A 23,152-nucleotide genomic window follows, 5' to 3' on the forward strand; every position below is an offset into this window, starting at 1 on the left:
AAGCCGTTCCCTGGCGTGGCTGGAACCAGTACGTGTCGACCGACACGATGTCCGAACAGTCGGAGGAGCCGCCGGACGAACCGTCGACCGAACCGCCGGTCGAGACATACGGAGTGACGACGTGGGAACCACGGAGCCCGATCGATCGGGCGTCGGTCTCCCTGTACGAGACGCTCGCCACCCGCTGGCGGCTGGTCGTCGTCGCCCTCGCGGCGCTCGTCCTGCTCGGGCAGTTCTTCGTGGCGTTCGGGCTGTTCGCTACCGACCCGTTCCTGGCCGTCTTCTCGGCGGTGTCGGTGGTCCCCGCGCTCCTCCTGTTCTGGTACATTCGCCGGCAGGACGTCGATCCCGAACCGGTCGGGACGCTCGCGGTCACGTTCGTGCTCGGGGGGCTGCTGGCGAGTTTCGCCGCCCTCGTCAACACCGCCGCCGGGACGGTGTTCCAACAGATCCCGCTCGTCGGTTCGATCCTCCTGTTCTTCCTGATCGTCGGCCCCGGCGAGGAGCTGGTCAAGTGGCTCGCCGTCCGGCTGTACGCCTACGAACGCCCCGAGTTCGATGCCGTCGTCGACGGCGCGATGTACGGCGCGGCCGCCGGACTCGGCTTCGCCTCGATCGAGAACGTCATCTACATCGGCCAGAACGCCCTGACCGCGATCCAGAACGGCGGACCCGTGCTGGCGGCCACGATCCCGACGACCGTGGCGCGTTCGCTCGCCGGGCCTGGCCACGTGCTCTACTCGGCGTTCGCCGGCTACTACCTCGGACTCGCGCGATTCAACGACGAACATTACGGCCCGCTCGTCGTCAAGGGACTCCTCGTCGCCGCCGTCCTCCACGCGACGTACAACTCGCTCACGACCCTCCTGCCGCAGCTCCTGCCCACGACGGCGCTGACGACGTTCGCGTTCATCCTCGTCTGGGACGGCGCGCTGACCGTCGTGCTCGTCCGCAAACTCCGGCGGTACCGGCGGGTCGTCGCCGACCGTCCCGATGGCGAAGCCGACACGGGCGGGTCGGGGGCCGCCAGCGCCGACGACTGAGACCGGGGCCGACGCGAGCGCGTCACCCACTCACGCGACGAGGGCGTACCGGATGAACAGCGCCCCGAAGAGGAGACCGAACAGCCCGAGGTACACCGCGAGCAATCGACCACCACCAGCGGGCAGTCCGACCCACAGGAGCGGCCCGACCGCGAGACAGCCGAGACCGAACGCGGCCGCCACCAGACGGACGGCGATCGGTGTCGCGTGGTCTTCGGCCCCGGGAGCCGTCGTCGCGCTGTCCGACGAACGGACGGACGCGATCGCCCGGCGTGCGGCCGCGGAACAGACGACGAACCGCGGCGTCGACGGTCCCACGCTCGCGTCGTAGTAGCGGAGCAGCGCCAGCACGAACGGGCCGACCCGTGCCGAGCGAACGCGTCGAACGGCGTCGAGCGGAACCGTGTGGCCCCGGTACGTCAGCGTCCCACCGTCGCAGTCGACGACCCCATCGGTCCGGAGTCCAGCGCCGATCACGAGCGCGAGAACGCCCGTGACGACGCTCCCGACGATCAGTTCGAGGCCGACCCCAGTGGCACGGAATCCCCAGACCGTGAGGCCCGCCGTGGTCAGCACAGCCCCGGCGACCCACCGGCACGAGAGTGCCCGGACGTCCTCGTGGATCGGTGTCGGGAGCTCGCCGCTCGCCAGTCCCACGAGGGCGCGACCGCTCCCGACGCCGAGACCGACGAACAGCGCGACGACGAGCAAGAGGAGACCGGCGTCCGCGCGGAGGAGCGTCGTCAGGAGGAGACCGACGAAGCCGACGGCCGGACCGACGAGGAGGCCGACCGCGGCGTACACCAGCAGACGGAGCGAGCGGGTGGCCGCGGGGCTGAAGCGCCAGCGGACGACGGTGGAGGGCACAGCCGTCCTTCGGGCGGTACCGGATTAACCGTGGCGTCGACGCGGGGCCGTGAGACGGCGCTCGACCGAACAGGCACGGATGCGGTCCGGTGGAACAGACACGGGATGCGGTCCGGTGGAACAGACACGGGATGCGGTCCGGTGGAACAGACACGGGACGCGGTCTAATCGGGTCGCACCGACCGTCGACCGGACCGGCCCCGCACGGATCGTCAGTCGGAGCAGTCGGGTGTGTCCGTCCAGGGCGACTCGCCGTTGACCGCCCGCGACGTCGACTCGTCGTCGTCCAGCGTCGCGGTGAACTCGTACGTCCACGAGCCGTCTGCCCTGAACTCGCTCCCCGGCGGGACGGTCGCGGTCGACTCGGCGGGGACGGGGAACTGGAACGGGAACGAGTCGCCGCCGGCCGTCCCGACCACGTCGACGGTGGCGTCGACGTCGTTGGGGTTCGTCAGCGTGTACTGTCCCACTCCGGGGCCGGTACACTGGAACGTGGCCGTGAGGTCGCGCTCGCACTTCTCGACCGTGACCGGGCTCCCGTCGACGACGACCGCGGGGTTGCTCTTCGAGCCGCCCTTCCCGGGCTTGCCCGTCACCACGTAGTCGCCGGGGTCGACCGTCCACGTCACCGAGCGGTTCCCATCGTCGAGCCGTGTCCGGAGCGTCTCGGGGCCGTCGACGAACACCTGCACCGGCGGGTTCCCCCGGGTGTACTCGACGCGGAGCGTCTCACACTCCGGCGTCGAGGCGACGAGCGTCGGCCGGCCGGCCGTGTCCGACTTGCCGTCGTCTGTCGACTCCCCTCTCCCCTTCCCGTTCGATCGTTTCGGTCTCCCGGAGGCGACGCCGGTCAGCGCACTCGCGGCCAGCAGGCCGGTGCCGACACCCCGTACCACCGCCCGTCTGCTCGGTCTCGTCCATTCGTGTTCCTGTTCCGTCGTATCGTTAGTTTCCATCCTCGCCCCCTTTCGAGGTCGGAACGGAACCTATACTTTCCGGGCCGGTTATCAAAAATTATTCATCATTTCTGATGGATCGAACGGTGGACACCGACGCGGTGTCGACCGAACGTGCGCGTCGATTCCGCCCTCGTCCCGAAAACAGATATACGACGACGACGTACTCTCCCCCGATGCTCCTGGTCCTCTGCGTCGACCTCGACGACGACCTCGGCCGCAAGACCGGCTTCGACACGCCGGTCGTCGGCCGGACGGCCGTCGAGGAGAGCGCGGTCGCCCTCGCGACCGCCGACCCGGAGGACTCCGACATCAACGTGCTGTTTCAGGGGATCCACACCTACGACGACCTGCTCGCCGAGGGTGGCGAAGAGGTCGAGGTCGCGGCCGTCACCGGCGTCGACGCCGCGGACGTGAAGGCGAACCGCGCCATCGGCGAGGAGATCGACACGGTGCTGGCGTCGCTCCAGACGGGCGAGACCGTCCGCGCCATCGTCATCACCGACGGTGCACAGGACGAGTCGGTGTTGCCGGTGATCCGCTCGCGGGTGCCCATCGACGGCGTCCGGCGCGTGGTGGTCCGCCAGGCGCAGGACCTCGAGTCGATGTACTACACGATGAAGCAGGTGCTCGACGACCCCGAGACGCGGGGAACGATCCTCGTCCCCCTCGGGATCCTGCTGTTGATCTACCCGTTCGTCACCATCGCGTCGTACTTCGACGTGCCCGGAGCCGTGGTGCTGGGACTCATCTCGGCGCTCCTGGGGCTGTACTCGCTCTTTCGAGGGCTGGGGCTCGAGACCGTCGTCGACGACGTCGCGGAACGCGCGCGGAACGTCCTCTACGCCGGTCGAGTGACGCTCATCACGTACGTCGTCGCCACCGCGCTCATGATCGTCGGGGGGGTGCGGGGTGTCGAACTCCTGCGAACCGTCGACGCCGCCGTCCCCGGGAGCCCCGGTGCCGGCGTCGTCCTGGCGGCAATCGTCCACGGAGCCGTCCAGTGGTTCGCGGCGGCCGGGGTCACCTCCTCGCTCGGGCAGGTCACCGACGAGTACCTCGCAGACCGCTTCAAGTGGCGCTACCTCAACGCTCCCTTCTACGTCGTCGCCATCGCGGTCGTCCTGCACGCCGTCTCGGGCTTCTTTCTGCCTCCGGCGGCGGGCGTCACCACCCTGTCGCTCACGGATCTGGCCGTCGCGCTCACCGTCGGAACCCTGCTGGGCGTGTTGAGCACGCTCGCGTTCGCCGTCGCGGAGTCGCGCTTCCCCACGGGCGTCGAGACGGACGCGTCGGCGTGAGCGATGGGCCACGGGGCGGACACGTTTTTCACCGTCGAGCGCCTGTCGTCGGAGCATGAATTACACGCTCGATCCGCACGAACCGGTCTCGGCGGAGACGAAGCGGATCGTCGGGGCGCTGGTCGACGACGGACTCGACCACATCGACACGTTCGGGGAGGACGACCCCCACGAGGCGGTCCACGAGGTCCGCAAGCGCTGCAAGGAGGTCCGCGCGACGGTTCGTCTCGTCAGGGGGGTGTTGCCGACGTACAGCGAGGTGAACTCCCACTACCGCGACGCCGCCCGGCGACTGTCGCACATCCGCGACGCACAGGCGCTCGTCGAGACGTTCGACGACCACGTCGCTCCCGCGGTGGAGGCACACCGACAGCTCTCGGGCGACTCCCTCGACACGGTTCGGGAGACGCTCGTCGACCGCCGCGACACCCTCGCCGCCGAGGAGGACCTCGACGCGCGGCTCGAAGCGGTCGAGCGGGACCTCCTCGAGGGACGAGAGCGCGTCGACGCGCTCCCGGTCGCCACGGACGGCTTCGACGCGGTCGCCGGGGGGCTCCGCAAGTCGTACAAGCGCGGCCGGAAGCGAATGGCCGACGCCTACGAGGAGCCCACGACGGAGGCGTTCCACGAGTGGCGCAAGCGCGTCAAGTACCACCGGTACCACTGTTACCTGCTTCGGCCCGTCTGGCAGAAGCCGATGAAGGCCCGTCGGAACCAGCTGAAGGAGCTGTCGGACCTCACGGGCGACGAACACGACATGGCGGTCTTCGTCGAGACCATGCACGACGAGGAGCTGTTCGACGCGGAGACGCGCGACGTGCTGGAGAGAGCCATCGCCGACCGGCGTGCGGGACTCCGGCGGGCGGCCCGACCCATCGGAGAACGGCTGTTCGCCGAATCGCCGGACGACCTGGTCGCCCGCGTCGAGGGGTACTGGCACGCGACCGTCGAGTACGACGTCGCCTGACTCGCCTCCGACCGGGAGCCCTCGGGGGGCACCGTTCGGGGGTCGCCGAACACTGCTCGTGTTCGCAGTGTGTGCCGGAGGGCAGGGTCGCGATTGTCACACCGGCGACGGCCGTTTCGGAACGCTCCACCGAGTCAGCCGGAGTGACGGCCGAAAGACGAGCTCGACGATCGGGTCGGTACACAAACTCAATAGCCCGTACGTCGAAGAGGGAGAGATGCCCGAAGAAACGCTGTTCGAGTTCGAGCGGGATATGACCACGGCGGACGTCGCACAGTACCTCAGAACGGTCGCGGATCACCTCGAATCCGGCGACGAGTTCACGCTCGAATCCGGCGACGAATCGGTGACGCTCACGCCGCCCGGGCGCGTCGAGTTCGAGGTCGAGGTCGAACGCGAGACGTCGAAGTCGGGCGGACCGGCGGAGATCGAACTCGAGTTCGAGCTCGAGTGGGACGAAGGCGCGACCGACACCGGCGATCTCACGATCGAGTGAGGGACGCTCACGAGGTGAGTACAGTGGCGACGACGGGAGGGGTGTCGCTCGGTTGCCCGCTACAACGGCCGACTCGACACGACGGGGCCGGCACGACTCGTCCCCTCGATTCGGTCGTCTCCGTCGCCCCGTTCGCCGTGTTTCGCTGACTGGCCGACGGGGCGAGCGAACGCGCCGCCCGACGACTCACGACCGCCCAGGACCGACGATGTACCCCGGGCGATCGGAGCGATCGTCGACCAGCATCGAGCCGGATACACGGCTCTAATATCAATTTCGATATTTTCGGCCGCGGTTTTATCGTTTCGAGCGGTGCCGGCAGTGTATGGACGAGAAACGACTCGTCGTCGCGCTCTTCGGCCTCTTCGTCACCGTCGTCGTCGGAACCCTCGCCTTTCGGTTCGTCGCCCCGCTCACGGTTTCGGTGTTCCTCTACTACTCGACCCGGCGGTTCTACACGTCGCTCCGATCGCTTCGACTCCCCGCACGGGTCCGGGCGGTCGTCGTCATGGCCTCGCTCGCCCTGCCACTGCTCTTGCTCGTGAGCTACGCGGCCGTCCTGCTCGTCCTCGAAGCACGACGGTTCGTCACGCAGTACGCGGTGATCGATCTCGCCGCGACCCACGTCGACTGGCTCGGCGAGATGGAGACCGTCCCCGACCTGACGCTCACGGGGCTGTACGCGGCGTATCAGGCCGGTCAGCTCTCCCCACTCGTCGACTTCATCGGCCAGCACGCCACCCTCCTGACGTCGGTCGTCTCGAACTTCTTTCTCAACCTCTTCATCATCGTCATCGTCACCTACTACCTCCTGCTCGACGGGCATCGCATCCGCGGGTGGCTGCTGCGGTTCGACGACGACGCCATCGTTCGGGAGTATCTCGAGGCCGTCGACGCGGAGCTGGAGGCGGTCCTGTTCGGGAACCTGCTAAACGTGCTCGCCATCTCGCTCATCGCCATCGCCGCCTTCTCCGGCTACAACGCGCTGGTCCCTCCGGCCGCCGAGGTGCCGTATCCGGCGCTGGCGGGTGCGCTGACCGGGACGGCGAGTCTGATCCCCGTCGTCGGGATGAAGATCATCTACCTCCCGGTCGCCGGGCTCACGGCTCTGCCGATGGTCCTCAGCGGCGACACGTCACTGCTCGTCTACATCGGTGGCTTCCTCTTCGTCGTCGTGGTCCTCGTCGACACGGTCCCCGACTTGGTGCTCCGACCATTACTCAGCGGGAAGCGGACGCACGTGGGACTCCTCATGCTCGCGTACACGCTCGGGCCGGTCGTCCTCGGCTTCTACGGGCTCTTCCTGGCACCGATCCTGCTGGTCGTCGGGCTGACGTTCGCGCAGACGGCACTCCCGCGTCTCCTCGGGGCCGACGAGCCCGACACGCTCCCGCCGGATCAGCTGCGCCTCGACGACCTCTGAGAGGAACTGCGGTCACCGTCTTCCGGTCGGTCGCGCGTCGTGACGCGGTTTCGGTCGCGACCGACGACAGGCGGTCCGAGGTCGCGTCTCCCCCGACCGCCTACCGCTCGCGGACGACCACGAACTCCGCGAGATCGCGCAGGTAGCCGAGGGCGGCGGTCTCGGGCGGATCGGCGCTCTCGAGTGCGGCCAGCGCGCGGTCGGACTCGGCGCGGGCCCGCTCGTTCGCCTCGCCGGGGTCGATGCCGGTCACCTGCACCAGCGAGGGGCGGTCCATCGCCGCGTCCTGGCCCGTCGGTTTGCCGAGGTCGTCGGCGTCGGCGGTGGCGTCGAGGACGTCGTCGCGGATCTGGAAGGCGACGCCGACGCGCTCGGCGTACTCGCCGAAGGATTCGACCGTCAGGGGATCCCCGTCCGCGGCGACGACACCGAGTTCCGCCGAGGCGCGGAACAGCGCCCCGGTCTTCCGCCGGGCGAGCTCCATGTACTCCTCGTCCGTGGTCGGGCGTGCGACGAGTTCGGTCGCCTCGCCCTCGCCCAGTTCGACCATCGACTCGGCGACGATCTGCGTCGCCTGGTCGTCCACCGAGAGGAGGGCGAACGCCTCGCCGAGCAGGCCATCGGAGCAGACGATCGCCGGACCGTAGCCGTACTCGGCCCAGGCGCTCGGCTTGCCACGCCGAACGCCGGAGCGGTCGATGATGTCGTCGATGACGAGCGAGGCGTTGTGGACGAGCTCGACGGCGACCGCGAAGTCCACGGCTTGAGAGGGCGAGCCGCCGACCGCCTCACAGGAGAGGATCGTCACCGCGGGCCTGACGCGCTTGCCGCCGGAGAGCGACACGTGGTCGAGTTCGGCGGAGAGCTCCGCGGGCTCGACCGACTCGACGACCTCCTCGAGCCGGTCGTTCACCAGCGCGACCCGGCGCTCCAGGTACTCCATTGCCGGCTCTCAGGACGGCGGAGGCAAGTAGGTGACGGAACCGCGAGGGGCCGTCCGCTCGTCGACCCGACAGGCACGAGGCGGTCCGACGCGGCCAGCCACGGGGCCCGCTCCTCCTGTCCGCCGGAGAGTCGCGGGTCGTTCTCAGCGCTGAGTATCGGGAACGAACGCTTTTGTCGACGGTCTTCGAGGACCCGATGTGAGTTCGCCGCAGATGGAGTTAGTTCGCGGCGATCCGTTGGACGACCCGTTCACGGAGCCGATCAGGGTGCTGTACGTCGGCACCGACGAGTCGACCAGAGCGTCGCTCGAACGCCGGGTCGACCAGTTCGACGTCGTGACGGAGCCGGACACGGCCGGGGGACTCAATCGGCTCGCGACCGACCGGGTCGACTGCGTCACGAGCGAACACGAACTCCCCGACGGGACGGGCCTCGACTTCCTCCGGGCCGTTCGGGCGGCGGACGGTGGCCTCCCGTTCGTCCTACTCGGGAGCGAAAGATCGACAGCAGACGTCGAGGCGCTCTTCGACGCCGACGCGACCGAGTACGTCCCAGCGTGTGCGGAGCCGGAGCGATCGACACTGCTGGCGACACGGATCGAGCGGCTCGTCGAGCGCGCGCGAACGCGGCGCGCGGTCGAGAGCCGTACCCGGCGACTGGAGACGCTCATCGGCAACCTCCCCGGGCTGGTCTACCGGTGTCGCAACGAGCCGACGTGGCCGATGGAGTTCGTCGGCGGGGAGTGTGAGGTGCTCACTGGCTATCCAGCCACGGCGCTGGAGGCCGGGGAGGTGCTCTGGGGGGAGGACCTGCTTCACCCGGACGACCGCGAGCGGATGTGGGAGCGGGTCCAGGATGCCCTCGTGACGGGCGAGTCGTTCGAGGTCACGTACCGCATCACCGCCAGGAACGGGACGATCAAGTGGATGTGGGAGCGCGGTCGTGGGGTGTACGACGACGACGGCGGGCTGGTCGCGCTGGAAGGGTTCGTCACCGACATCACCGAGCGGAAGGCACACGAACGGGAGCTCAGACGGCTCAAAGAGGAGTACCGGGTCGTCTTCGAGCACGCCCGCGACTCGCTGTTCCTGATCGACGTCGAGGAGGGCGAAGACACCGACGAGGAGCCAACGTTCAGGATCAGGCAGATCAATCCGGCCAACGAGGCGACACTCGGGGTGACGAACGAGGAGGTACAGGGCAAAACCCACTCGGAGCTGTTCGGCGGGGAACTCGGCGAAACGCTCGTCGCGAACTACCGGCAGTGTTTCGAGCGGGGCGAGGTCGTCAGCTACGAGGAGGAGATCCCGACCGATGAGGGTGGCCGTCTCTTCGAGACGACGCTCTCCCCGGTCGTGGTCGACAGCGAAGTGACACAGATCGTCGGCGTCGCACACGACGTCACCGCCCGCGAGGAGCGCGAACGACAGCTCGCGTCGCTCCACGAGGCGAGCCGTGATCTCGTGGCGGCCGGATCGCCGTCGGCCGTCGCGCGAATCACCACGGAGGCGTCGGAGACGATCCTCGCGTTCACCAACACGGCCGTCCGTCTGGTCGACGACGACGAGGAGCTGTTGTGCGTCGCCGAAGCTACGGAGGGGTCGGTCTCCCACGCCGGCGACCGCCCGGACTACCGCGTCGACGGCGATGCCCCGGCCGCGCGTGCGTACAGAACGGGCGAGTCGGTGGTCGTCGACGACCTCGAACGGGTCGACGACCGGTACGACCGGGGCTCGTTGCGTTCCGCCGCGTACGTCCCGATCGGCGAGTGGGGCGTCGTGACCGTCGCCGATACCCGGCCCGCCGCGTTCGGCGACGCGGACATCGAGATCGTCGGGCTGCTCGCCAGGCTCGCGGCCACGGCGCTCGCGCGCATCCAGTCGCGGACGGATCTCAAGGCGCAGAACGAACGGCTGGAGGAGTTCGCCTCGATCGTCAGCCACGACCTCCGGAACCCGCTGAACGTGGCCGAGGGCCGGGTGGGGCTGGCGCGCGAGGAGTGCGACAGCGACCACCTCGTCGCCGCGGCCGACGCGCACGGACGGATGCGGGCGCTGATCGAGGACCTGCTGGGGCTCGCACGCGAGGGTGAGGCCGTGACCGACGTCGAACCGGTCGACCTCGGCCGTCTCTTCGAGACCGAGTGGATCCACGTCGACACCGGTGGCGCCACGAGCGCCGTCGAGACTGACCGGGTCGTCCGCGCCGACCGGAACCAGCTCAGACGGCTGCTGGCGAACCTCGTGCAGAACTCCGTCGAGCACGGCTCGACGGGCAGCCGGCCGTGGGCCGACGACAGCGTGGGGCGCGGGTCCACGAGCGACCGGACGGGAGAGCGGGCCGACGACGCGGACGTCCGGATCGAGATCGGCGATCTCGACGGGGGGTTCTACGTCGAGGACGACGGGCCGGGGATCCCGGCCGACCGGCGCGAGCAGGTGTTCGATGCTGGTCACACGACGAGCGACTCCGGAACGGGGTTCGGGCTGGCGATCGTCGAGCGGATCGCGGACGCCCACGGCTGGACCGTCTCCCTGTCGGAGGGAACCGACGGCGGCGCGCGGTTCGAGTTCAGGGGCGTCGACGTCGAGGCGCAGTGAACCGGCGTCGAGCCGAACCCGCTCCGGACGCCGCCGGAGCCGCACCGGCGCTCGGTTCCGTGTTACCCACGAGGGCTTGCGGCTGCGAGCACCAGGCACATACCTCTCCGGTTCGTGTACTGGACGTATGCACGACCCGACTCGCGACCTCGACGACGCCTTCACCGACGACCTGGCGGTCGAACTCCCCCCGACGGTCGACGAGGCAGCTGTCCGGCGGATGGCCTCCGTGAGCCGACTGCTCGACGAGAGCGTCCGGATCCCCGGCACCGAGTTCGACGTCGGGCTCGATCCCCTCCTGAGCGCGCTCCCCGGGAACGTCGGTGATGCCGTCGGGGCTGGACTCTCGCTCTACATCGTCCTGGAGTCGGCGCGGCTCGGCGTCTCCTTCACCACGCTCGTCCGGATGCTCGCCAACATCGCGATCGACGTGGCGGTCGGCTCCGTCCCGGTCGTCGGCGTCCTCTTCGACGCCCTGTGGAAAGCGAACGTCCGCAACGTCGAGCTGGCGCTCGAGGACCTGGCCGACGCGGCAGCGCAGTCCGCCGTGCCCGAGGACGGCGACGACGCCGACGCAGTCACCATCGAGGTCGAGTGAGGCCGCTCGGCCGCCCGTCTCACGTTCGACGCTCGGTCTTCCGTTCGACGCGCCGTCTCACTTTCACCCCGCACGCTTGGCTCACGGCTATCCCCCGCCCGAGCGTCCTCCTGTCATGGCACCCGATGTCACGACCAGCGGTGAACAGCTCCTCCAGACGTCCCCCGTCTTCCGCGTCGCCGACGTCGAAGCCGCCGCCGAGTACTACCGCGACCGTCTCGGCTTCAGCTACACGCGCTTCTGGGGCGAGCCACCCTCGTTCTGTCTCCCATCCCGTGACGGGGTCCACGTCGCGCTCGAACTCGCACACGAGTCGGACGACGTCCGTCCGAACGGGGCCGACGGACACGGCTGGGACGCCTACATCTGGGTCGCGGACGCGGACGCGCTCTTCGCCGAGTACGAGGACGCCGGCGCGTCGATCAGGGACGAACCGACCGTGAAAGAGGCGTACGGCATGAAGGAGTTCACCGTGAGCGACCTCGACGGCTACGTGCTCGCCTTCGGCGAGGACGTCGAGTGAGGCGCCCTCACGAGCGGCGCGAGTGGGGGCTCGGGAGGCGAGCGACGCGAGCCTTCCGGTGGATCAAAAAACGAACGGGTCAAAAAAATCGAACGGCGCTACTCGAACTGCTCGATCAGTGCCGGCACCACGTCGAACAGGTCTCCCACGATGCCGTAGTCGGCGATGTCGAAGATGGGCGCGTTCGGATCGGTGTTGATGGCGACGATCGTCTCCGAGCCCTTCATGCCGGCGACGTGCTGGACCGCCCCCGAGATCCCGATCGCGAGGTACACCTCGGGGGTGACGACCTTCCCCGACTGGCCCACCTGCCGGTTCTTCGGGAGCCAGCCGTTGTCGACGATGGGTCTGGAGGAAGAGAGCGTCGCGCCCAGCGCGTCGGCCAGCTCCTCGACGAGCGCGATGTTCTCCTCCTCCTCGATGCCACGACCGACCGACACGAGGACGTCGGCGTCCGAGATGTCGACGTCGCCGCCGGCGACCTCCTCGAAGCCCGTCACTCGCGAGCGGACGCGCGACTCGTCGACCGCGAGATCGAACGGCTCGATCGTGGGGTCGCCGTGTTCCTCCGTGGGCCCCCACTCGCCGCCGCGGATCGTCACCGCGACGCGGTCGGCGTCGACGTCGACCGTGGTCTCGACCTTCGAGGCGTACATCTCCCGCGTGGCCGTGAGCCCGTCGTCCCACTCGAGGGCGACGGCGTCGCTCACCAGCGGCAGGTCGAGTGCCGACGCCACCGCGGGGGCGTAGTCCAGCCCGTTCACCGAGTTCGGCATCAGCACGACGGTGGGGTCGATCTCGGCGTCGAGCGCCTCGACCGCCTGGAGGTAGACGTCGTGGTTGAACTCCTCGCCGTGGTCGACGGTGTGGATCGCGTCGACCCCGTCGAGCGAGAGGTCCTCGGCGAACGCGTCGACGTTCCCGGAGATCACCGCGACGTGGAGGTCGCCGTCGAGCGCGTCGGCGAGTTCCCGACCGGCCGTGACGAGCTCGTAGCTCACGTCGCGCAGCTGGCCGCGCCGGTGGTCGGCGACCGCGAGGACGGTCATTCCGCGCCCACCCCCTTCTCGCGGAGGACGTCGGCCAGCTGTGTGGCGGTCTCCGCGGCGTCGCCCTCGAAGATCGTGGCGTCGGAGTCGGTTTCGGGCTCGTACATCGCGGTCATCGCGATGGGGCTGTCGACCGTCGTCGCGTCGAGATCCAGGTCCGAGAGCGTCTTCGGCGCGATCTCCTTCGACTGGGCCTGGCGGATCCCCCGCAGCGAGGCGTACCGCGGCTCGTTGATCCCCGTCTGGATCGTCAACACGGCGGGCAGGTCGACCTCCGTGTGCTCCTCGACGCCACCCTCGAGTTCGCGGTGAACCCGTGCGACCGAGCCGTCGTCGTCGAGTTCGAGGTCGTTCACGACGGCGGCCCACTCGTAGCCGATCCGTTCGGCGAGCGCGACGCCGGTCGCGCCGAAGCCGTCGTCGTTCGCCTGCACCCCCGTGAGGACGAGATCGGGCTCTTCGGCGGCGACGACGGCCGCGAAGACCGCCGCCTTCGCGTCGACGTCGAGCAGGCCGGCGCCCGCGATCTCGTCGTCCCACACCCTGACCGCGCGGTCGACCCCCTTCGCCAGCGCCATCCGGATCGTCTCCTCGGTTCGCTCGGGGCCGATGGTGACGCTCACGACCTCGTCGGCGTGACCCGCTTCCCGCAACTGGACCGCGGACTCGACGGCGTACTCGTCCCACTCGTTCAGGTCGTACTCCAGGTACGCCGGATCGATGTCGAGTCCGTCGATCTCGAAGTCGTCCGCGGCCTCCGCGACCTCTTTGACGGTGACGAGGACCTTCATTGTCCACTCATCCCGCTCGTCGGAGGTAAACGTTTTCGAAAGGGGCCACGAACGACCGAGTTGTCGGTGGGTTTACCTCACCGTCGAGTGAGTTTTTCCTATGACCACGCCAGACGGGACGTACCCCCGGGACGACGACGACCGGGTCGACGTCGACGCCCTCCTCGCCGGGCTGACGCTCGCCGAGAAGGCGGGCCAGTGTGCCGGCACCTACGTCGGCGAACTCGACGAGCACCAGACGGTCGCCGACGTCGAGGCGCTCGTCGAGGACCACCACCTCGGGGCCGTGACGCCGTTCGGATGGGCCGGCTCACCACACGTCCAGCCCGCCGACGCGGCCGCGGTCGCCAACCGCCTCCAGCGCCACGCCGTCGAGGAGACGCGCCACGGGGTGCCCCTCCTGATCCCGGTCGACGCCGTCCACGGCCACGCCTACCTCGACCACACGACCGTGTTCCCCCAGAACCTCGCGCTCGCGGCGACGTTCTCGCCCGAACTCGCCGAGCGCGTCGGTCGCGTGACGGCCCGCGAGGCCCGCACGACCGGCGTGACGACCAACTACGGCCCGACCTGCGACGTCGCCCGCGACCCCCGCTGGGGCCGGACGTTCGAGACGTTCGGGGAGTCGCCCGCCCTCGTCGGCGCGATGGCCGCCGCCAAGGCCCGCGGTCTCCAGGGCGAGACGCTCGATTCGGACGAGAGCGTCGCCGCCACTGCCAAACACTTCCCGGCGTACGGCGGCCCCCTGCGCGGGGAAGACGCCGCCCCGGTCGAGGTGTCACGGACGACGTTCCACCGGACGTTCGTCCCGCCGTTCGTCGAGGCGCTCGACGCCGGCGTCGCCAGCGTGATGCCCTGTTACAACTCCATCGACGGGGAGCCGGCCCACGGTTCGCCGCGGTTCCTGCGCGGCCTCCTCCGCGAACGGCTCGGCTTCGACGGCGTCGTCGCCTCCGACTGGAACGGTGTCGAGATGCTCCACGCCGACCACCGGACCGCCGAGACCTCCGAGGCGGCGGTCGCCGACGCCCTGGTCGCCGGCGTCGACGTCGGTTCGGTCAACGGCGCCCGTCACGCCGAGGCGATCGTCTCCCTCGTCGAACGGGGTGCGATCGACGAGGCGACCCTCGACGCCGCTGTCCGTCGGATCCTCGCGTTGAAGCGCGACCTCGGCCTCTTCGACGATCCGTTCGTCGACGCCGACGGCCTCGACGTGACCCTCAGACGAGCGGACCACGTCGATCTCGCCCGCGACGTCGCCCGCGAGAGCGTCACCCTCCTGCAGAACGACGGCCTGCTCCCGCTCGACACCGGGACGGACGTCCTCGTGACGGGCCCGAACGCGGACGACCTCACCGCGCAGGTCGGCGGGTGGAGCGTCCGCGACCCGAGCGAGGGGACGACGCTCGTCGAGGGGCTCGACGCCGCCGGCGGCACGGTGACGCACGAGCCGGGGGTGACCCACCGCGACGCCGACGCGGGCGCGGCGGCCGCGACCGATAGCGACGTGGGGGCTGCGATCGACCGGGCGGCCGCCGCGGCCGCCGACGCGGACGTCGCGGTCGTCGCCCTCGGCGAGGGCTGGTACATCCACGAGTTCGGGCCGAGCGAACTGGCCGGAACCACGACCGGCGCGTTTCCGTCCCGCCACCACTTCGGACTCCCCGACGCCCAGTCCGACCTCCTGCGGGCCGTCCACGAGACGGGAACGCCCACGGTGCTGGTGCTCGTCGCCGGTCGCCCGTTACCCGTCCCCTGGGCGGCCGACCACCTCCCCACGATCCTGTTCACGCCGCCGGGCGGGACCGAAGGCGGCGCGGCGCTCGCCGACGTGCTGTTCGGTGCCGAACCGGGCGGGGCGCTGCCGATCTCGATTCCGCGGTCGACCGCCCACCTGCCCACGCACCACGACTACGTGCGTCACCCGCACCCGATCGGCGACGACGAACACCCGCCGTCGTACGACCCGCTCTATCCGTTCGGCCACGGGCGGAGCTACGCCGACCTCGCGGTGACCGACGCGACCGTGCCGGACGGGACGGTCACCGCCGGCGACCCCGTGACGGTGACGGCGACGGTCGAGAACCGGAGCGACCGCGCGGGGAGCCAGGTCGTGCAGGCCTACCTGCGGGACGAGTACGCCTCGCGTGCGCAACCGGTCCGCGAACTCTGCGCGTTCGAGCGGGTCGAACTGGACGCGGGGAAGACGACGCGGATCGACCTGCGGGTGCCACCGGCGACGATGGGCGTCGTCGACTCCGACGGTGACCGAACGATCGAACTCGGAGCGTTCACGCTCTCCGTCGGGCGATCGGCGACGGATCCACGGGCGAGACGGGTCGAGTTCACGGTCGAGTGAGATCGACGAAGACCGATCGAGAAGTGTCGTCACCGGCATCGACGACGCCGGAGCAATCGCACGACCACGTCGAATCACTCGTCGCGGGCGTCGGTGTCGTCGACGACCGTCTCGTCGGGGAGCGAGATGAGGTTCTCGCGGCCGAGTCGGAGCTTCTCGACGCGACCGTTCTGCGCCATCGACGAGAGGAGCTGTGACACCTTGGCGTCCGACCAGCCCGTCTCCTTGACGATGTTCGCCTGCTTCATCCGACCACCACGTTCCTCGAGGAGGTACTCGACGCGCTCCTCGTCGGAGAGCAGCTCGAAGTCCGGCTCGTCGGGGGCATCGTCCGTCGCGTCGCTCGCGGCTGTCGTCCCGTCGTCCCCGGGCGTCGGGGTCGAGGTCGGCTCCGAGGGGCCGGTCGACACCGCGTCCCCGTCGGTGCCGCTCGCACCGCCCGTTTCGGTCTTCGTCGACTCGCCACCGTTCGTCAGAGTGGTCTCGGCCGGCGTCTCCGACCGGGAGCGACCGCGCAGGAGGCCGAAGTAGAACACGAGCGCGAGGACGACCACGACGGCGACGAAGCCGCCGACGAGGAGCATCCAGGGGATCTCCGCCTGATCGCTCGGTCGGTAGGTGACCGAGAGCCGCTCCTCACTGGTGAACTCCCGCGGCCCGTCGATGACGAGCGACTCGTTCTGCTGCTGGATCGGGAAGCTCGTCCGGCTGATGACGAATCCAGGGGGTGTGACGACGGTGAGCCGCTGGTCCGTGCCGAGCGACGTCAGCCACGTACCGCCGTCCCGCGTGACGAAGACGTCTCCGAGGACGAGGCTCCCGTCGTCGTTCTGTTCGAGGAAGTTCGTCCAGGTGAACGACAGCCGGAGGACGCCGGTCGCGGTCGTGACGGACGACCCCGTCGTCGTGGTCGCCGTCGCGGTCGTGGTCGCCGTCTCGTTCGCGGTCCCGTTCGCGGTCGCCGTGGTCACGTTCCGCTCGACGGTCGCGCTCCGTTCGACGTTTCGGATCTGCATGGGCCGACCGGTCGACGCCGACGCCTGGGCGGCTACCGACCGGAAGACGCCGACGTCGACCCCGATGTCCGCCTGTCCGGACTCGTACTCGCGCGCGAGCGTCCGGAACGCCTCGATCTCGTTCTCGTCCTGCAACACGTATCGGTACGTGATCGTCCACCGGGCGTCCGTGTCGGCTTCCAGCTGGACGGTCATCTCCGTCGACGGCGGTCGGTCCGTATCGACCTGGGCGACGCCTCGGTTCGAGGCGAGACTCGTCAGTGTCGCGGGCTCCTGTCCGTCGTCGACACCGGAGGGGACCAACGCTGTCGCCGGTGCCACGCCGGAGAGGATGATGAGGAGGGCGAGGGTGAGCGCGGCGCACCGCATGTGCGTTTTCACTCCTCAGCCGGGCGTCAAAACGCTTTCCATAAGCCGGAACAGGGGTTTCGGCCCGTCTCACTCCGCCGAACCCGTCTGTTCGACGAGAGACATTATCTCGTCGCGGAGAACGTTCTCGAGCCGGGTCGCCACGCAGACACACCGCCCGAGCGTTCAAATACGATACCGCAGCCACTCCGGAGCGACGGATGTCCCCACCCGCCTGCCGACGGACGACACACCGGACGGGAGCACAGCCGACGTCGGCCACGACCCCGACCACGACGCCGGAGACGAACGAGACACCCCGTAGCTCGGCCGACGCTCGCGACACGTCGTCCCGCGCGATCACGCCCGTCGCCGGGGTGTTACTCCTCGCGCTCACCGTCGGGCTCGCGGCCGCGACCGCCGGTGCCGTCCTCGCGCTCGGCGACGTCGACGACGGGCCGCCGCAGGCGTCGCTGTCGCTCGCCGTCGACGACCGGACGCTCGCGATCAGCCACCGCGGTGGGGACGAACTCGACGTCCGCGACCTCCGCGTCGTGGTGGCGGTCGACGGCGAACCGCTCGTCCACCAGCCGGCGGTCCCGTTCTTCTCCGCGGAGGGGTTCCGACCCGGACCGACCGGGCCGTTCAACAGCGCGACCGATCCGCGGTGGGCCGCGGGCGAGACCGCGACGCTCCGCGTCGCCGGAACGAACCGGCCGGCGCTCGCGACGGGAAACGTCGTCTCGGTTCGACTCTTCGTGGACGGGAGGCCGATCGCCCGGCTCCGCGCGACGGTCGACTGACCCCGTGAGCGCGGCCCCGACGTCGCGGCGTCCCGCGCGGTGCGGTCACACCGAAAACATATGCCGTTCGCACTGACAGTTCGGAACCGACACCGTGTCACTCGTCCGTCGACTCTGGAGCGTCCGTCGCTCCCGTCCGTGGTTCGTCCTCTGGTCGGGCGTCGTCCTCGGGGCGCTCCTCGCGTACCCGTTCGTCGACTGGCACCTCCGGGCCGCGGAGGTCGCGCCGGCGTTCGAGTTCTGGGACTTCGGCGCGTACGGCGGTGCCGTCGAGCGATGGCAGAACGGGGAGTCGCTCTACGTCCAGAACGACGACGGCACCTACCACGGGAGCTACCTCTACCCGCCGGTGTTCGTCCTGGTGTTCGCCCCGTTCGCCGAACTGTTCCCGAGGGTCGACGCGACGGTGTGGGGGGCCTGTTCCGTCGCGCTGCTGTGGATCGGACTCCAGGCCCTCGGGAGAGCGTTCGGAGGCGAACTCCACCCGCTCGAGCGAGGCCTCCTCCTCTGGGTGCTCGTCGGCTTCCAGCCCCTCCTCCTCTCGCTGAAACTCGGACAGGCGTCGGCGTTCGTGGGAGGACTGGTCGCCGTCGCCGCGGCGGCGCTCGTCGCCGGGGAACGCCGGTGCGACGACGGGCGGCGGAGCGGCCGGTTCGTCCGTCTCGCCCGGGCGGGCAGCGGGGCGGCGACGGCCGTCGCCGGCACGCTCAAGCTCGCGTACGCACCGATCGGTGCCCACCTGCTCGTGCGCCGTGACCGGCTCGTCGGGGCGGTCGCGACCGGCGTCGGTCTGCTCGCCGTCAGTGTCGCCGTCTTCGGCGTCGAGAGCCACCTGACGTACGTCGACGTGCTCCGCTGGGGCACCACCCTCGGTGGTGACGCCCGCCCGCCGACTCTGTGGCTCCCGCCGTACTACGAGCCGCTGTTCGTCCTCCCCGGCGACCCGTTCGTCGTCCAGGTCGGTGGCGCGCTCCTCGTCGCGGCGCTCGCGGTGTGCTCGGCGGCGGACCACGAGACGTTCGCGCTCGGCGTCGCCGCGGTGCCACTGCTCGCGCCGGAGGCGTACACCTACACGTTCGTCGTGGTCCTCCCGGCCGTCGTCGTCCTCGTCGCGACCGAACTCGGACGCGACGGGAACGGCTACCCGGCGGTGCCAGTCGTCGCGCTCGGGCTGTTCCACGTTCACGCCTACGGGCTCCGGTTCCTCGGCGACGCCGTGCCACCGCTCCTCTCGGAGGGCGCACCGGTGGTCGTCGGAGCGCTCCAGCCCGGGCTGTGGGGGTCACTCTTGCTGTCGGGACTCGCATCCCTCCGGGTCGCACAGGCGGCCTCGCTCCCCGTGCTGAGCGAACGACTCCGCTCGGTGTCGACGGGGTTCTTTGAGTGACGGATGCGACGTTCGATACGACGCCCGTGGCAGTCGATGCGGGCTCCCTGTGACCGGTGAAGTGGTCCGGTGCAGGCTCCCGGTGGTCGGTGGTGTCAGTCGTCCGCGCCGGGAGCGCGCGCGACGGTCACGATGGCGCGGGGCGAACCCGGACGGCGCTGGAGCACGCGGTGTTCGATGTCGACGAAGCCGGCGTCTTCGAACATCCGCTGGGCCTCCTCCTCGTCGTAGAACAGCATGATCGAGTCGGCGAGCTTCTCGAACACCGACGTCTTCGGGGAGTCGGGTCCCACGACGAGCACCTGGTTCCCCGGCTTCACGACGCGGCGGAACTCGACGAGCGCGTCGACGGGGTTCGGCCAGTACTCGATCGAACCCGAGGACCAGACGACGTCGAAGCTGTCGTCCCTGAAAGGGAGCCGCTCGGCGTCGCCGCGGTAGAACCGCACCCGGTCGCGTTTGCCGAACTTCTCGAACGCCTTCTGCATCTGGTGGATCGACTGGTCGAGCCCGTGGACGTCGTCGGTGTGTTCGAGCAGTCCTTCGGTGGCGAACCCCGTCCCGCAGCCGACGTCGAGCACCCGATCCCCGGCGCCGATGTCGATCATCGAGAGTGCCTCGTCGCGCATCTCCTCGTCCCAGATGAACGGGTTCACCTGGTCGTACACCTTCGAGAGGTACTTGTAGAACAGGCGCGCACGAGCCTTGTTTTCGAGGACACCCATCTCGACCGGGCTTGGGAGTCGTCGGGCATAACGGTGCGGATTTCCCCCGACAGCCACCGGTCGAACCCGTCGGTCGAACCCGTCGACCGGTCCGGGACCGGTCGTCGACTCGGACGGAGTCGGTCGCCCCTTCGAGAGTGTTCCGCAAACACCTTATACGCCGCTTACACACCTCACGGTGATAGGAGAATGCCGAGACCAGAGGTCCTCGACCGAATCAAGCAGGCCGAACAGGAGGCCGACGAGATCGTCGCCGAGGCGGAGGCGGAGCGCGACGAGATGATCTCGGAGGCTCGCGAGGAGGCCGAGCGGATCCGCGCGGAGGCCGAGGAGGAGGCCGCCGACCTGGAGGAGTCGCGGCTCGCCGAGGCCCGCACGGAGATCGAGGCCGAACGCGAACAACTCCTCGAGGAGGGTGCCGACGACCGGCAGCAGCTCCGCGAGGAGGCCGAATCGAACGTAGACGAGGCGGTCGAATACGCCATCGAACGGTTCGAGGAGGCGGTGCATGCTCAGACCTGAACGGATGAGCAAAGTGTCGGTGACGGGCTCGAAGAAGGTCATGGACGACGTCGTCGAGACGGTCCACGGCCTCAACCTGCTCCACGTCACCGAGTACGACGGTTCCTGGGACGGCTTCCAGCGGGGCGATCCCACCGCGGGTGCCGAGTCCGCGTCGGAGAAGCTCGTCACGATCCGGTCGATCGAGAGCATCCTCGACGTCGACGCCGAGGACGCCGGACCGACCCGCGTCGTCTCCGACGAGGCGCTCGAGGAGGACCTCGCGGAGGTCCGCGCCCGCGTCAACGAACTCGACGACCGACGGAACGAGGTCGAAGACGAGCTCCGCGACGTCGAAGAGCGGATCGAGAGCATGGAGCCGTTCGTCGACCTCGGGATCGACCTCGACCTCCTCTCGGGGTACGACTCGATCGAGATCGCCGTCGGCACGGGCAAGCGCGACCGAATCGAGGAGGCGCTCGCCTCGTCGTCGGGCATCCGGAACTACCGGGTGTTCACGAGTGACAGCGGCTCGACGCTCGGGATCTTCGCTCGACCGCACGAGGGAAGCACGCTCTCCGACGCACTCGTCGGAACAGAGTTCGCCGCCGTCGGGATTCCGGACGTCTCGGACATCCCCGACGACGTCCGCGGCACCGACGGTGCGGTGGCGCCGGAGACGTACGTCCAGGAACTCCAGAGCCGTCGCCGGAAGCTCCGGTCTCGACTGGAGACCGTCGAAGGCGAGCTGGAGGAGGTCAAGCTCGACGCGGCGGGCTTCCTCCTCGCCGCCGAAGAGAAGCTCTCGATCGAGGTGCAGAAGACCGAAGCGCCGCTGACGTTCGCGACGACGAAGAACGCCTTCGTCGCCGAGGGGTGGATCCCCACGGCGAGATACGGCGACTTCGTCGCCGACCTCACGGAGGCCGTCGGCGACCACGTCGAGATCCAGCGGCTCGAGGACGCGGAGTTCAACCGTCACGGCGGCGAGGAGGTCCGCGAGCAGTACACCGGCGGCGGCACGCCTGCGGCGACCGACGGCGGTGACGCGGCCCGAGCGGACGGCGGCGACGAGGAGACCGCACGGGCCGACGGCGGCAACGTCGTGATGCAGAACGACAGCCCGCCGGTCATCCAGGACAACCCGAACGTCGTCAAGCCGTTCGAGGTGCTCGTCCAGGCGGTCGGTCGACCGAAGTATACGGAGTTCGACCCGACGGTCCTCGTCTTCCTCACGTTCCCGGCCTTCTTCGGCTTCATGATCGGTGACCTCGGCTACGGGATCATCTACACCGCCATCGGCTACTTCCTCTACTCGAAGTTCGAGTCGCCGGCGTTCCGGTCGATGGGTGGGGTCACCATCGCAGCCGGCCTCTTCACGATGTTGTTCGGCATTCTCTACGGCGAGATATTCGGCCTGCACACCATCGCGTCCGTCTTCTGGGAGGGTGTCGTCGGCCTCTCACACGCCCCGATCGAAAAAGGCCTTTCGCCCGCCACCGCCGAGTGGGCGCTGGCGTGGCTCTTCGTGAGTGTGCTGATCGGCATCGTTCACCTCAACATGGGCTGGATCCTCGACTTCATCGAGACCCTCGAGTTCCACGGCTTCAAACACGCGCTCTACGAGTCCGGTTCGTGGCTGCTGATGGTGAACGGTCTCTGGATCTGGATCTTCAGCGACGTCGTCCGGGGGACCGCTCCCGAGTTCATCTACACGACGTTCTCGAGCGAGGGAGTCATCGCGCTGGGCTTCTCCGGCTTCCCAGTCGTCGTCGGATGGGCGGGGCTCGCGGTGTTCGTGGTCGGACTCGTCCTCCTCATAATCGGCGAGCCCGTCGAGGCAGTCGAGTTCCTGAACGTGCTCGTCAACGTGCTGTCGTACACCCGGATCGCCGCCGTGCTCCTGGCGAAGGCGGGGATGGCCTTCACGGTCAACCTCCTGTTCTTCGGGGTGTACGTCGATAGCGAGGGAGGGTGGCACTTCGGTGTCGACGGCATGCCGACTATTCCGGCTGGAACCGACTCCGTGATGTACCACGGCTACGAGGTCACCGAGGTCATGTTCGGCGGCCTCGTCCACGGTGGCCTGGCGTTCGTGCTCGTGGGCCTCCTCGTGCTCGTGATCGGTCACGCGCTCGTGCTGGCGCTCGGGGTCACGAGTGCCGGCCTGCAGGCGGTGCGTCTCGAGTACGTCGAGTTCTTCAACAAGTTCTTCGACGGCGGCGGCACGGCGTACGACCCGTTCGGCTACGAACGGCAGTACACCGCCGACGACTGACGCACTCACCTCTTCTGTTCGCCCACCGACGCGGGCTCCACCCGCGACCAGATGTAACTCCGTTTTCTCCCGAATCGGGCGCTGTCGATGCGTTTTGGGAAGCTTTATGATGACCGTACCTCCACACACGAACGTTCGGAGACGACAAAACGGACACCACTGAGACTACCACACAA

At 69.1% G+C, this 23,152-nt stretch carries 20 protein-coding genes; 13 read left to right on the plus strand and 7 right to left on the minus strand.

Annotated features, from left to right (window positions below; translation table 11 throughout):
* Nucleotides 1–47 precede the first annotated feature (47 nt).
* A complete protein-coding gene (locus tag FZP69_RS20875; protein ID WP_152043274.1) occupies nucleotides 48–1,043 on the plus strand; it encodes a PrsW family intramembrane metalloprotease in 996 nt (331 codons plus the stop codon).
* Between the two features lie 30 nt (nucleotides 1,044–1,073).
* Here FZP69_RS20875 and FZP69_RS20880 read toward each other — a convergent pair whose 3' ends face one another.
* Nucleotides 1,074–1,910, minus strand: coding sequence for a hypothetical protein (locus tag FZP69_RS20880; protein WP_152043275.1), 837 nt, complete (start codon nucleotides 1,908–1,910; stop codon nucleotides 1,074–1,076).
* Nucleotides 1,911–2,122: 212 nt separating this feature from the next.
* Nucleotides 2,123–2,806 carry a hypothetical protein gene (locus FZP69_RS20885; RefSeq protein WP_152043276.1) on the minus strand — a complete coding sequence of 228 codons (684 nt, stop codon included), beginning with the start codon at nucleotides 2,804–2,806 and terminating at the stop codon, nucleotides 2,123–2,125.
* A gap of 236 nt (nucleotides 2,807–3,042) precedes the next feature.
* On the opposite strand from FZP69_RS20885, the gene FZP69_RS20890 reads away from it, so the two are divergent.
* The 4 genes from FZP69_RS20890 to FZP69_RS20905 all read left to right on the plus strand — a co-directional run bounded on the left by FZP69_RS20890 (nucleotide 3,043) and on the right by FZP69_RS20905 (nucleotide 7,053).
* On the plus strand, nucleotides 3,043–4,167 hold the full coding sequence (locus tag FZP69_RS20890; RefSeq protein WP_152043277.1) for a DUF373 family protein: 1,125 nt from the start codon (nucleotides 3,043–3,045) through the stop codon (nucleotides 4,165–4,167).
* 55 nt (nucleotides 4,168–4,222) lie between these two features.
* Entirely contained in the window at nucleotides 4,223–5,134 is a 912-nt protein-coding gene (locus tag FZP69_RS20895; RefSeq protein WP_152043278.1) for a CHAD domain-containing protein, read from the plus strand.
* A 217-nt stretch (nucleotides 5,135–5,351) separates the two neighbouring features.
* Nucleotides 5,352–5,630, plus strand: coding sequence for an amphi-Trp domain-containing protein (locus FZP69_RS20900; protein WP_152043279.1), 279 nt, complete (start codon nucleotides 5,352–5,354; stop codon nucleotides 5,628–5,630).
* Between the two features lie 325 nt (nucleotides 5,631–5,955).
* Nucleotides 5,956–7,053, plus strand: coding sequence for an AI-2E family transporter (locus tag FZP69_RS20905; RefSeq protein WP_152043280.1), 1,098 nt, complete (start codon nucleotides 5,956–5,958; stop codon nucleotides 7,051–7,053).
* 100 nt (nucleotides 7,054–7,153) lie between these two features.
* Here FZP69_RS20905 and FZP69_RS20910 read toward each other — a convergent pair whose 3' ends face one another.
* The gene (locus tag FZP69_RS20910) at nucleotides 7,154–7,996 is read right to left on the minus strand and encodes a polyprenyl synthetase family protein (protein ID WP_152043281.1); all 843 of its coding nucleotides are present in this window, start codon (nucleotides 7,994–7,996) and stop codon (nucleotides 7,154–7,156) included.
* A gap of 199 nt (nucleotides 7,997–8,195) precedes the next feature.
* Here FZP69_RS20910 and FZP69_RS20915 point away from each other — a divergent pair, with 199 nt between their 5' ends.
* The 3 genes from FZP69_RS20915 (at nucleotide 8,196) to FZP69_RS20925 (ending at nucleotide 11,719) form a co-directional block, all read left to right on the plus strand.
* Entirely contained in the window at nucleotides 8,196–10,598 is a 2,403-nt protein-coding gene (locus FZP69_RS20915) for a hybrid sensor histidine kinase/response regulator (RefSeq protein ID WP_152043282.1), read from the plus strand.
* A gap of 127 nt (nucleotides 10,599–10,725) precedes the next feature.
* Nucleotides 10,726–11,196, plus strand: coding sequence for a DUF4112 domain-containing protein (locus tag FZP69_RS20920; protein WP_152043283.1), 471 nt, complete (start codon nucleotides 10,726–10,728; stop codon nucleotides 11,194–11,196).
* Between the two features lie 115 nt (nucleotides 11,197–11,311).
* A complete protein-coding gene (locus tag FZP69_RS20925) occupies nucleotides 11,312–11,719 on the plus strand; it encodes a VOC family protein (protein WP_152043284.1) in 408 nt (135 codons plus the stop codon).
* Between the two features lie 98 nt (nucleotides 11,720–11,817).
* Here FZP69_RS20925 and FZP69_RS20930 read toward each other — a convergent pair whose 3' ends face one another.
* Nucleotides 11,818–12,768, minus strand: coding sequence for an electron transfer flavoprotein subunit alpha/FixB family protein (locus FZP69_RS20930; protein ID WP_152043285.1), 951 nt, complete (start codon nucleotides 12,766–12,768; stop codon nucleotides 11,818–11,820).
* Nucleotides 12,765–13,559, minus strand: coding sequence for an electron transfer flavoprotein subunit beta/FixA family protein (locus FZP69_RS20935; protein WP_152043286.1), 795 nt, complete (start codon nucleotides 13,557–13,559; stop codon nucleotides 12,765–12,767). Before FZP69_RS20935 ends, FZP69_RS20930 begins: the two co-directional genes overlap by 4 nt.
* 100 nt (nucleotides 13,560–13,659) lie before the next feature.
* Between FZP69_RS20935 and FZP69_RS20940 the strand changes: the two genes are divergently transcribed.
* Nucleotides 13,660–15,918 carry a beta-glucosidase gene (locus FZP69_RS20940; protein WP_152043287.1) on the plus strand — a complete coding sequence of 753 codons (2,259 nt, stop codon included), beginning with the start codon at nucleotides 13,660–13,662 and terminating at the stop codon, nucleotides 15,916–15,918.
* A 74-nt stretch (nucleotides 15,919–15,992) separates the two neighbouring features.
* Here the strand turns inward: FZP69_RS20940 and FZP69_RS20945 are convergent, their stop codons facing one another.
* Nucleotides 15,993–17,303 (minus strand): helix-turn-helix transcriptional regulator, encoded by a 1,311-nt coding sequence (locus FZP69_RS20945; protein ID WP_152043288.1) that lies wholly within the window; start codon nucleotides 17,301–17,303, stop codon nucleotides 15,993–15,995.
* A gap of 200 nt (nucleotides 17,304–17,503) precedes the next feature.
* On the opposite strand from FZP69_RS20945, the gene FZP69_RS20950 reads away from it, so the two are divergent.
* A complete protein-coding gene (locus tag FZP69_RS20950; RefSeq protein WP_321168831.1) occupies nucleotides 17,504–18,085 on the plus strand; it encodes a type IV pilin N-terminal domain-containing protein in 582 nt (193 codons plus the stop codon).
* 94 nt (nucleotides 18,086–18,179) lie between these two features.
* Complete coding sequence (locus FZP69_RS20955) at nucleotides 18,180–19,472, plus strand: glycosyltransferase family 87 protein (RefSeq protein ID WP_152043289.1); 1,293 nt, start codon at nucleotides 18,180–18,182, stop codon at nucleotides 19,470–19,472.
* A gap of 95 nt (nucleotides 19,473–19,567) precedes the next feature.
* Here the strand turns inward: FZP69_RS20955 and FZP69_RS20960 are convergent, their stop codons facing one another.
* Nucleotides 19,568–20,197: a methyltransferase domain-containing protein gene (locus tag FZP69_RS20960; RefSeq protein ID WP_152043290.1), complete on the minus strand. Its 630-nt coding sequence runs from the start codon at nucleotides 20,195–20,197 to the stop codon at nucleotides 19,568–19,570.
* A 189-nt stretch (nucleotides 20,198–20,386) separates the two neighbouring features.
* On the opposite strand from FZP69_RS20960, the gene ahaH reads away from it, so the two are divergent.
* A complete protein-coding gene (gene ahaH / locus FZP69_RS20965; RefSeq protein WP_152043291.1) occupies nucleotides 20,387–20,719 on the plus strand; it encodes an ATP synthase archaeal subunit H in 333 nt (110 codons plus the stop codon).
* Nucleotides 20,706–22,976, plus strand: a complete 2,271-nt coding sequence (locus FZP69_RS20970) for a V-type ATP synthase subunit I (RefSeq protein ID WP_152043292.1) — start codon at nucleotides 20,706–20,708, stop codon at nucleotides 22,974–22,976. Before ahaH ends, FZP69_RS20970 begins: the two co-directional genes overlap by 14 nt.
* Nucleotides 22,977–23,152: the final 176 nt, after the last annotated feature.

The sequence above is a fragment of the Salinigranum salinum genome, from assembly GCF_009176545.1.
GTDB classification, from domain to species: domain Archaea; phylum Halobacteriota; class Halobacteria; order Halobacteriales; family Haloferacaceae; genus Salinigranum; species Salinigranum salinum.

Excerpts from the sequence above, each read along its gene's own strand:
- FZP69_RS20875 (WP_152043274.1), top strand. The coding sequence starts at position 48 with ATGTCCGAACAGTCGGAGGAGCCGCCGGACGAACCGTCGACCGAACCG.
- FZP69_RS20890 (WP_152043277.1), top strand. The coding sequence starts at position 3,043 with ATGCTCCTGGTCCTCTGCGTCGACCTCGACGACGACCTCGGCCGCAAG.
- FZP69_RS20895 (WP_152043278.1), top strand. The coding sequence starts at position 4,223 with ATGAATTACACGCTCGATCCGCACGAACCGGTCTCGGCGGAGACGAAG.
- FZP69_RS20900 (WP_152043279.1), top strand. The coding sequence starts at position 5,352 with ATGCCCGAAGAAACGCTGTTCGAGTTCGAGCGGGATATGACCACGGCG.
- FZP69_RS20905 (WP_152043280.1), top strand. The coding sequence starts at position 5,956 with ATGGACGAGAAACGACTCGTCGTCGCGCTCTTCGGCCTCTTCGTCACC.
- FZP69_RS20910 (WP_152043281.1), bottom strand. The coding sequence starts at position 7,996 with ATGGAGTACCTGGAGCGCCGGGTCGCGCTGGTGAACGACCGGCTCGAG.
- FZP69_RS20920 (WP_152043283.1), top strand. The coding sequence starts at position 10,726 with ATGCACGACCCGACTCGCGACCTCGACGACGCCTTCACCGACGACCTG.
- FZP69_RS20925 (WP_152043284.1), top strand. The coding sequence starts at position 11,312 with ATGGCACCCGATGTCACGACCAGCGGTGAACAGCTCCTCCAGACGTCC.
- FZP69_RS20930 (WP_152043285.1), bottom strand. The coding sequence starts at position 12,768 with ATGACCGTCCTCGCGGTCGCCGACCACCGGCGCGGCCAGCTGCGCGAC.
- FZP69_RS20935 (WP_152043286.1), bottom strand. The coding sequence starts at position 13,559 with ATGAAGGTCCTCGTCACCGTCAAAGAGGTCGCGGAGGCCGCGGACGAC.
- FZP69_RS20940 (WP_152043287.1), top strand. The coding sequence starts at position 13,660 with ATGACCACGCCAGACGGGACGTACCCCCGGGACGACGACGACCGGGTC.
- FZP69_RS20945 (WP_152043288.1), bottom strand. The coding sequence starts at position 17,303 with ATGCGGTGCGCCGCGCTCACCCTCGCCCTCCTCATCATCCTCTCCGGC.
- FZP69_RS20950 (WP_321168831.1), top strand. The coding sequence starts at position 17,504 with ATGTCCCCACCCGCCTGCCGACGGACGACACACCGGACGGGAGCACAG.
- FZP69_RS20960 (WP_152043290.1), bottom strand. The coding sequence starts at position 20,197 with ATGGGTGTCCTCGAAAACAAGGCTCGTGCGCGCCTGTTCTACAAGTAC.
- ahaH (WP_152043291.1), top strand. The coding sequence starts at position 20,387 with ATGCCGAGACCAGAGGTCCTCGACCGAATCAAGCAGGCCGAACAGGAG.
- FZP69_RS20970 (WP_152043292.1), top strand. The coding sequence starts at position 20,706 with ATGCTCAGACCTGAACGGATGAGCAAAGTGTCGGTGACGGGCTCGAAG.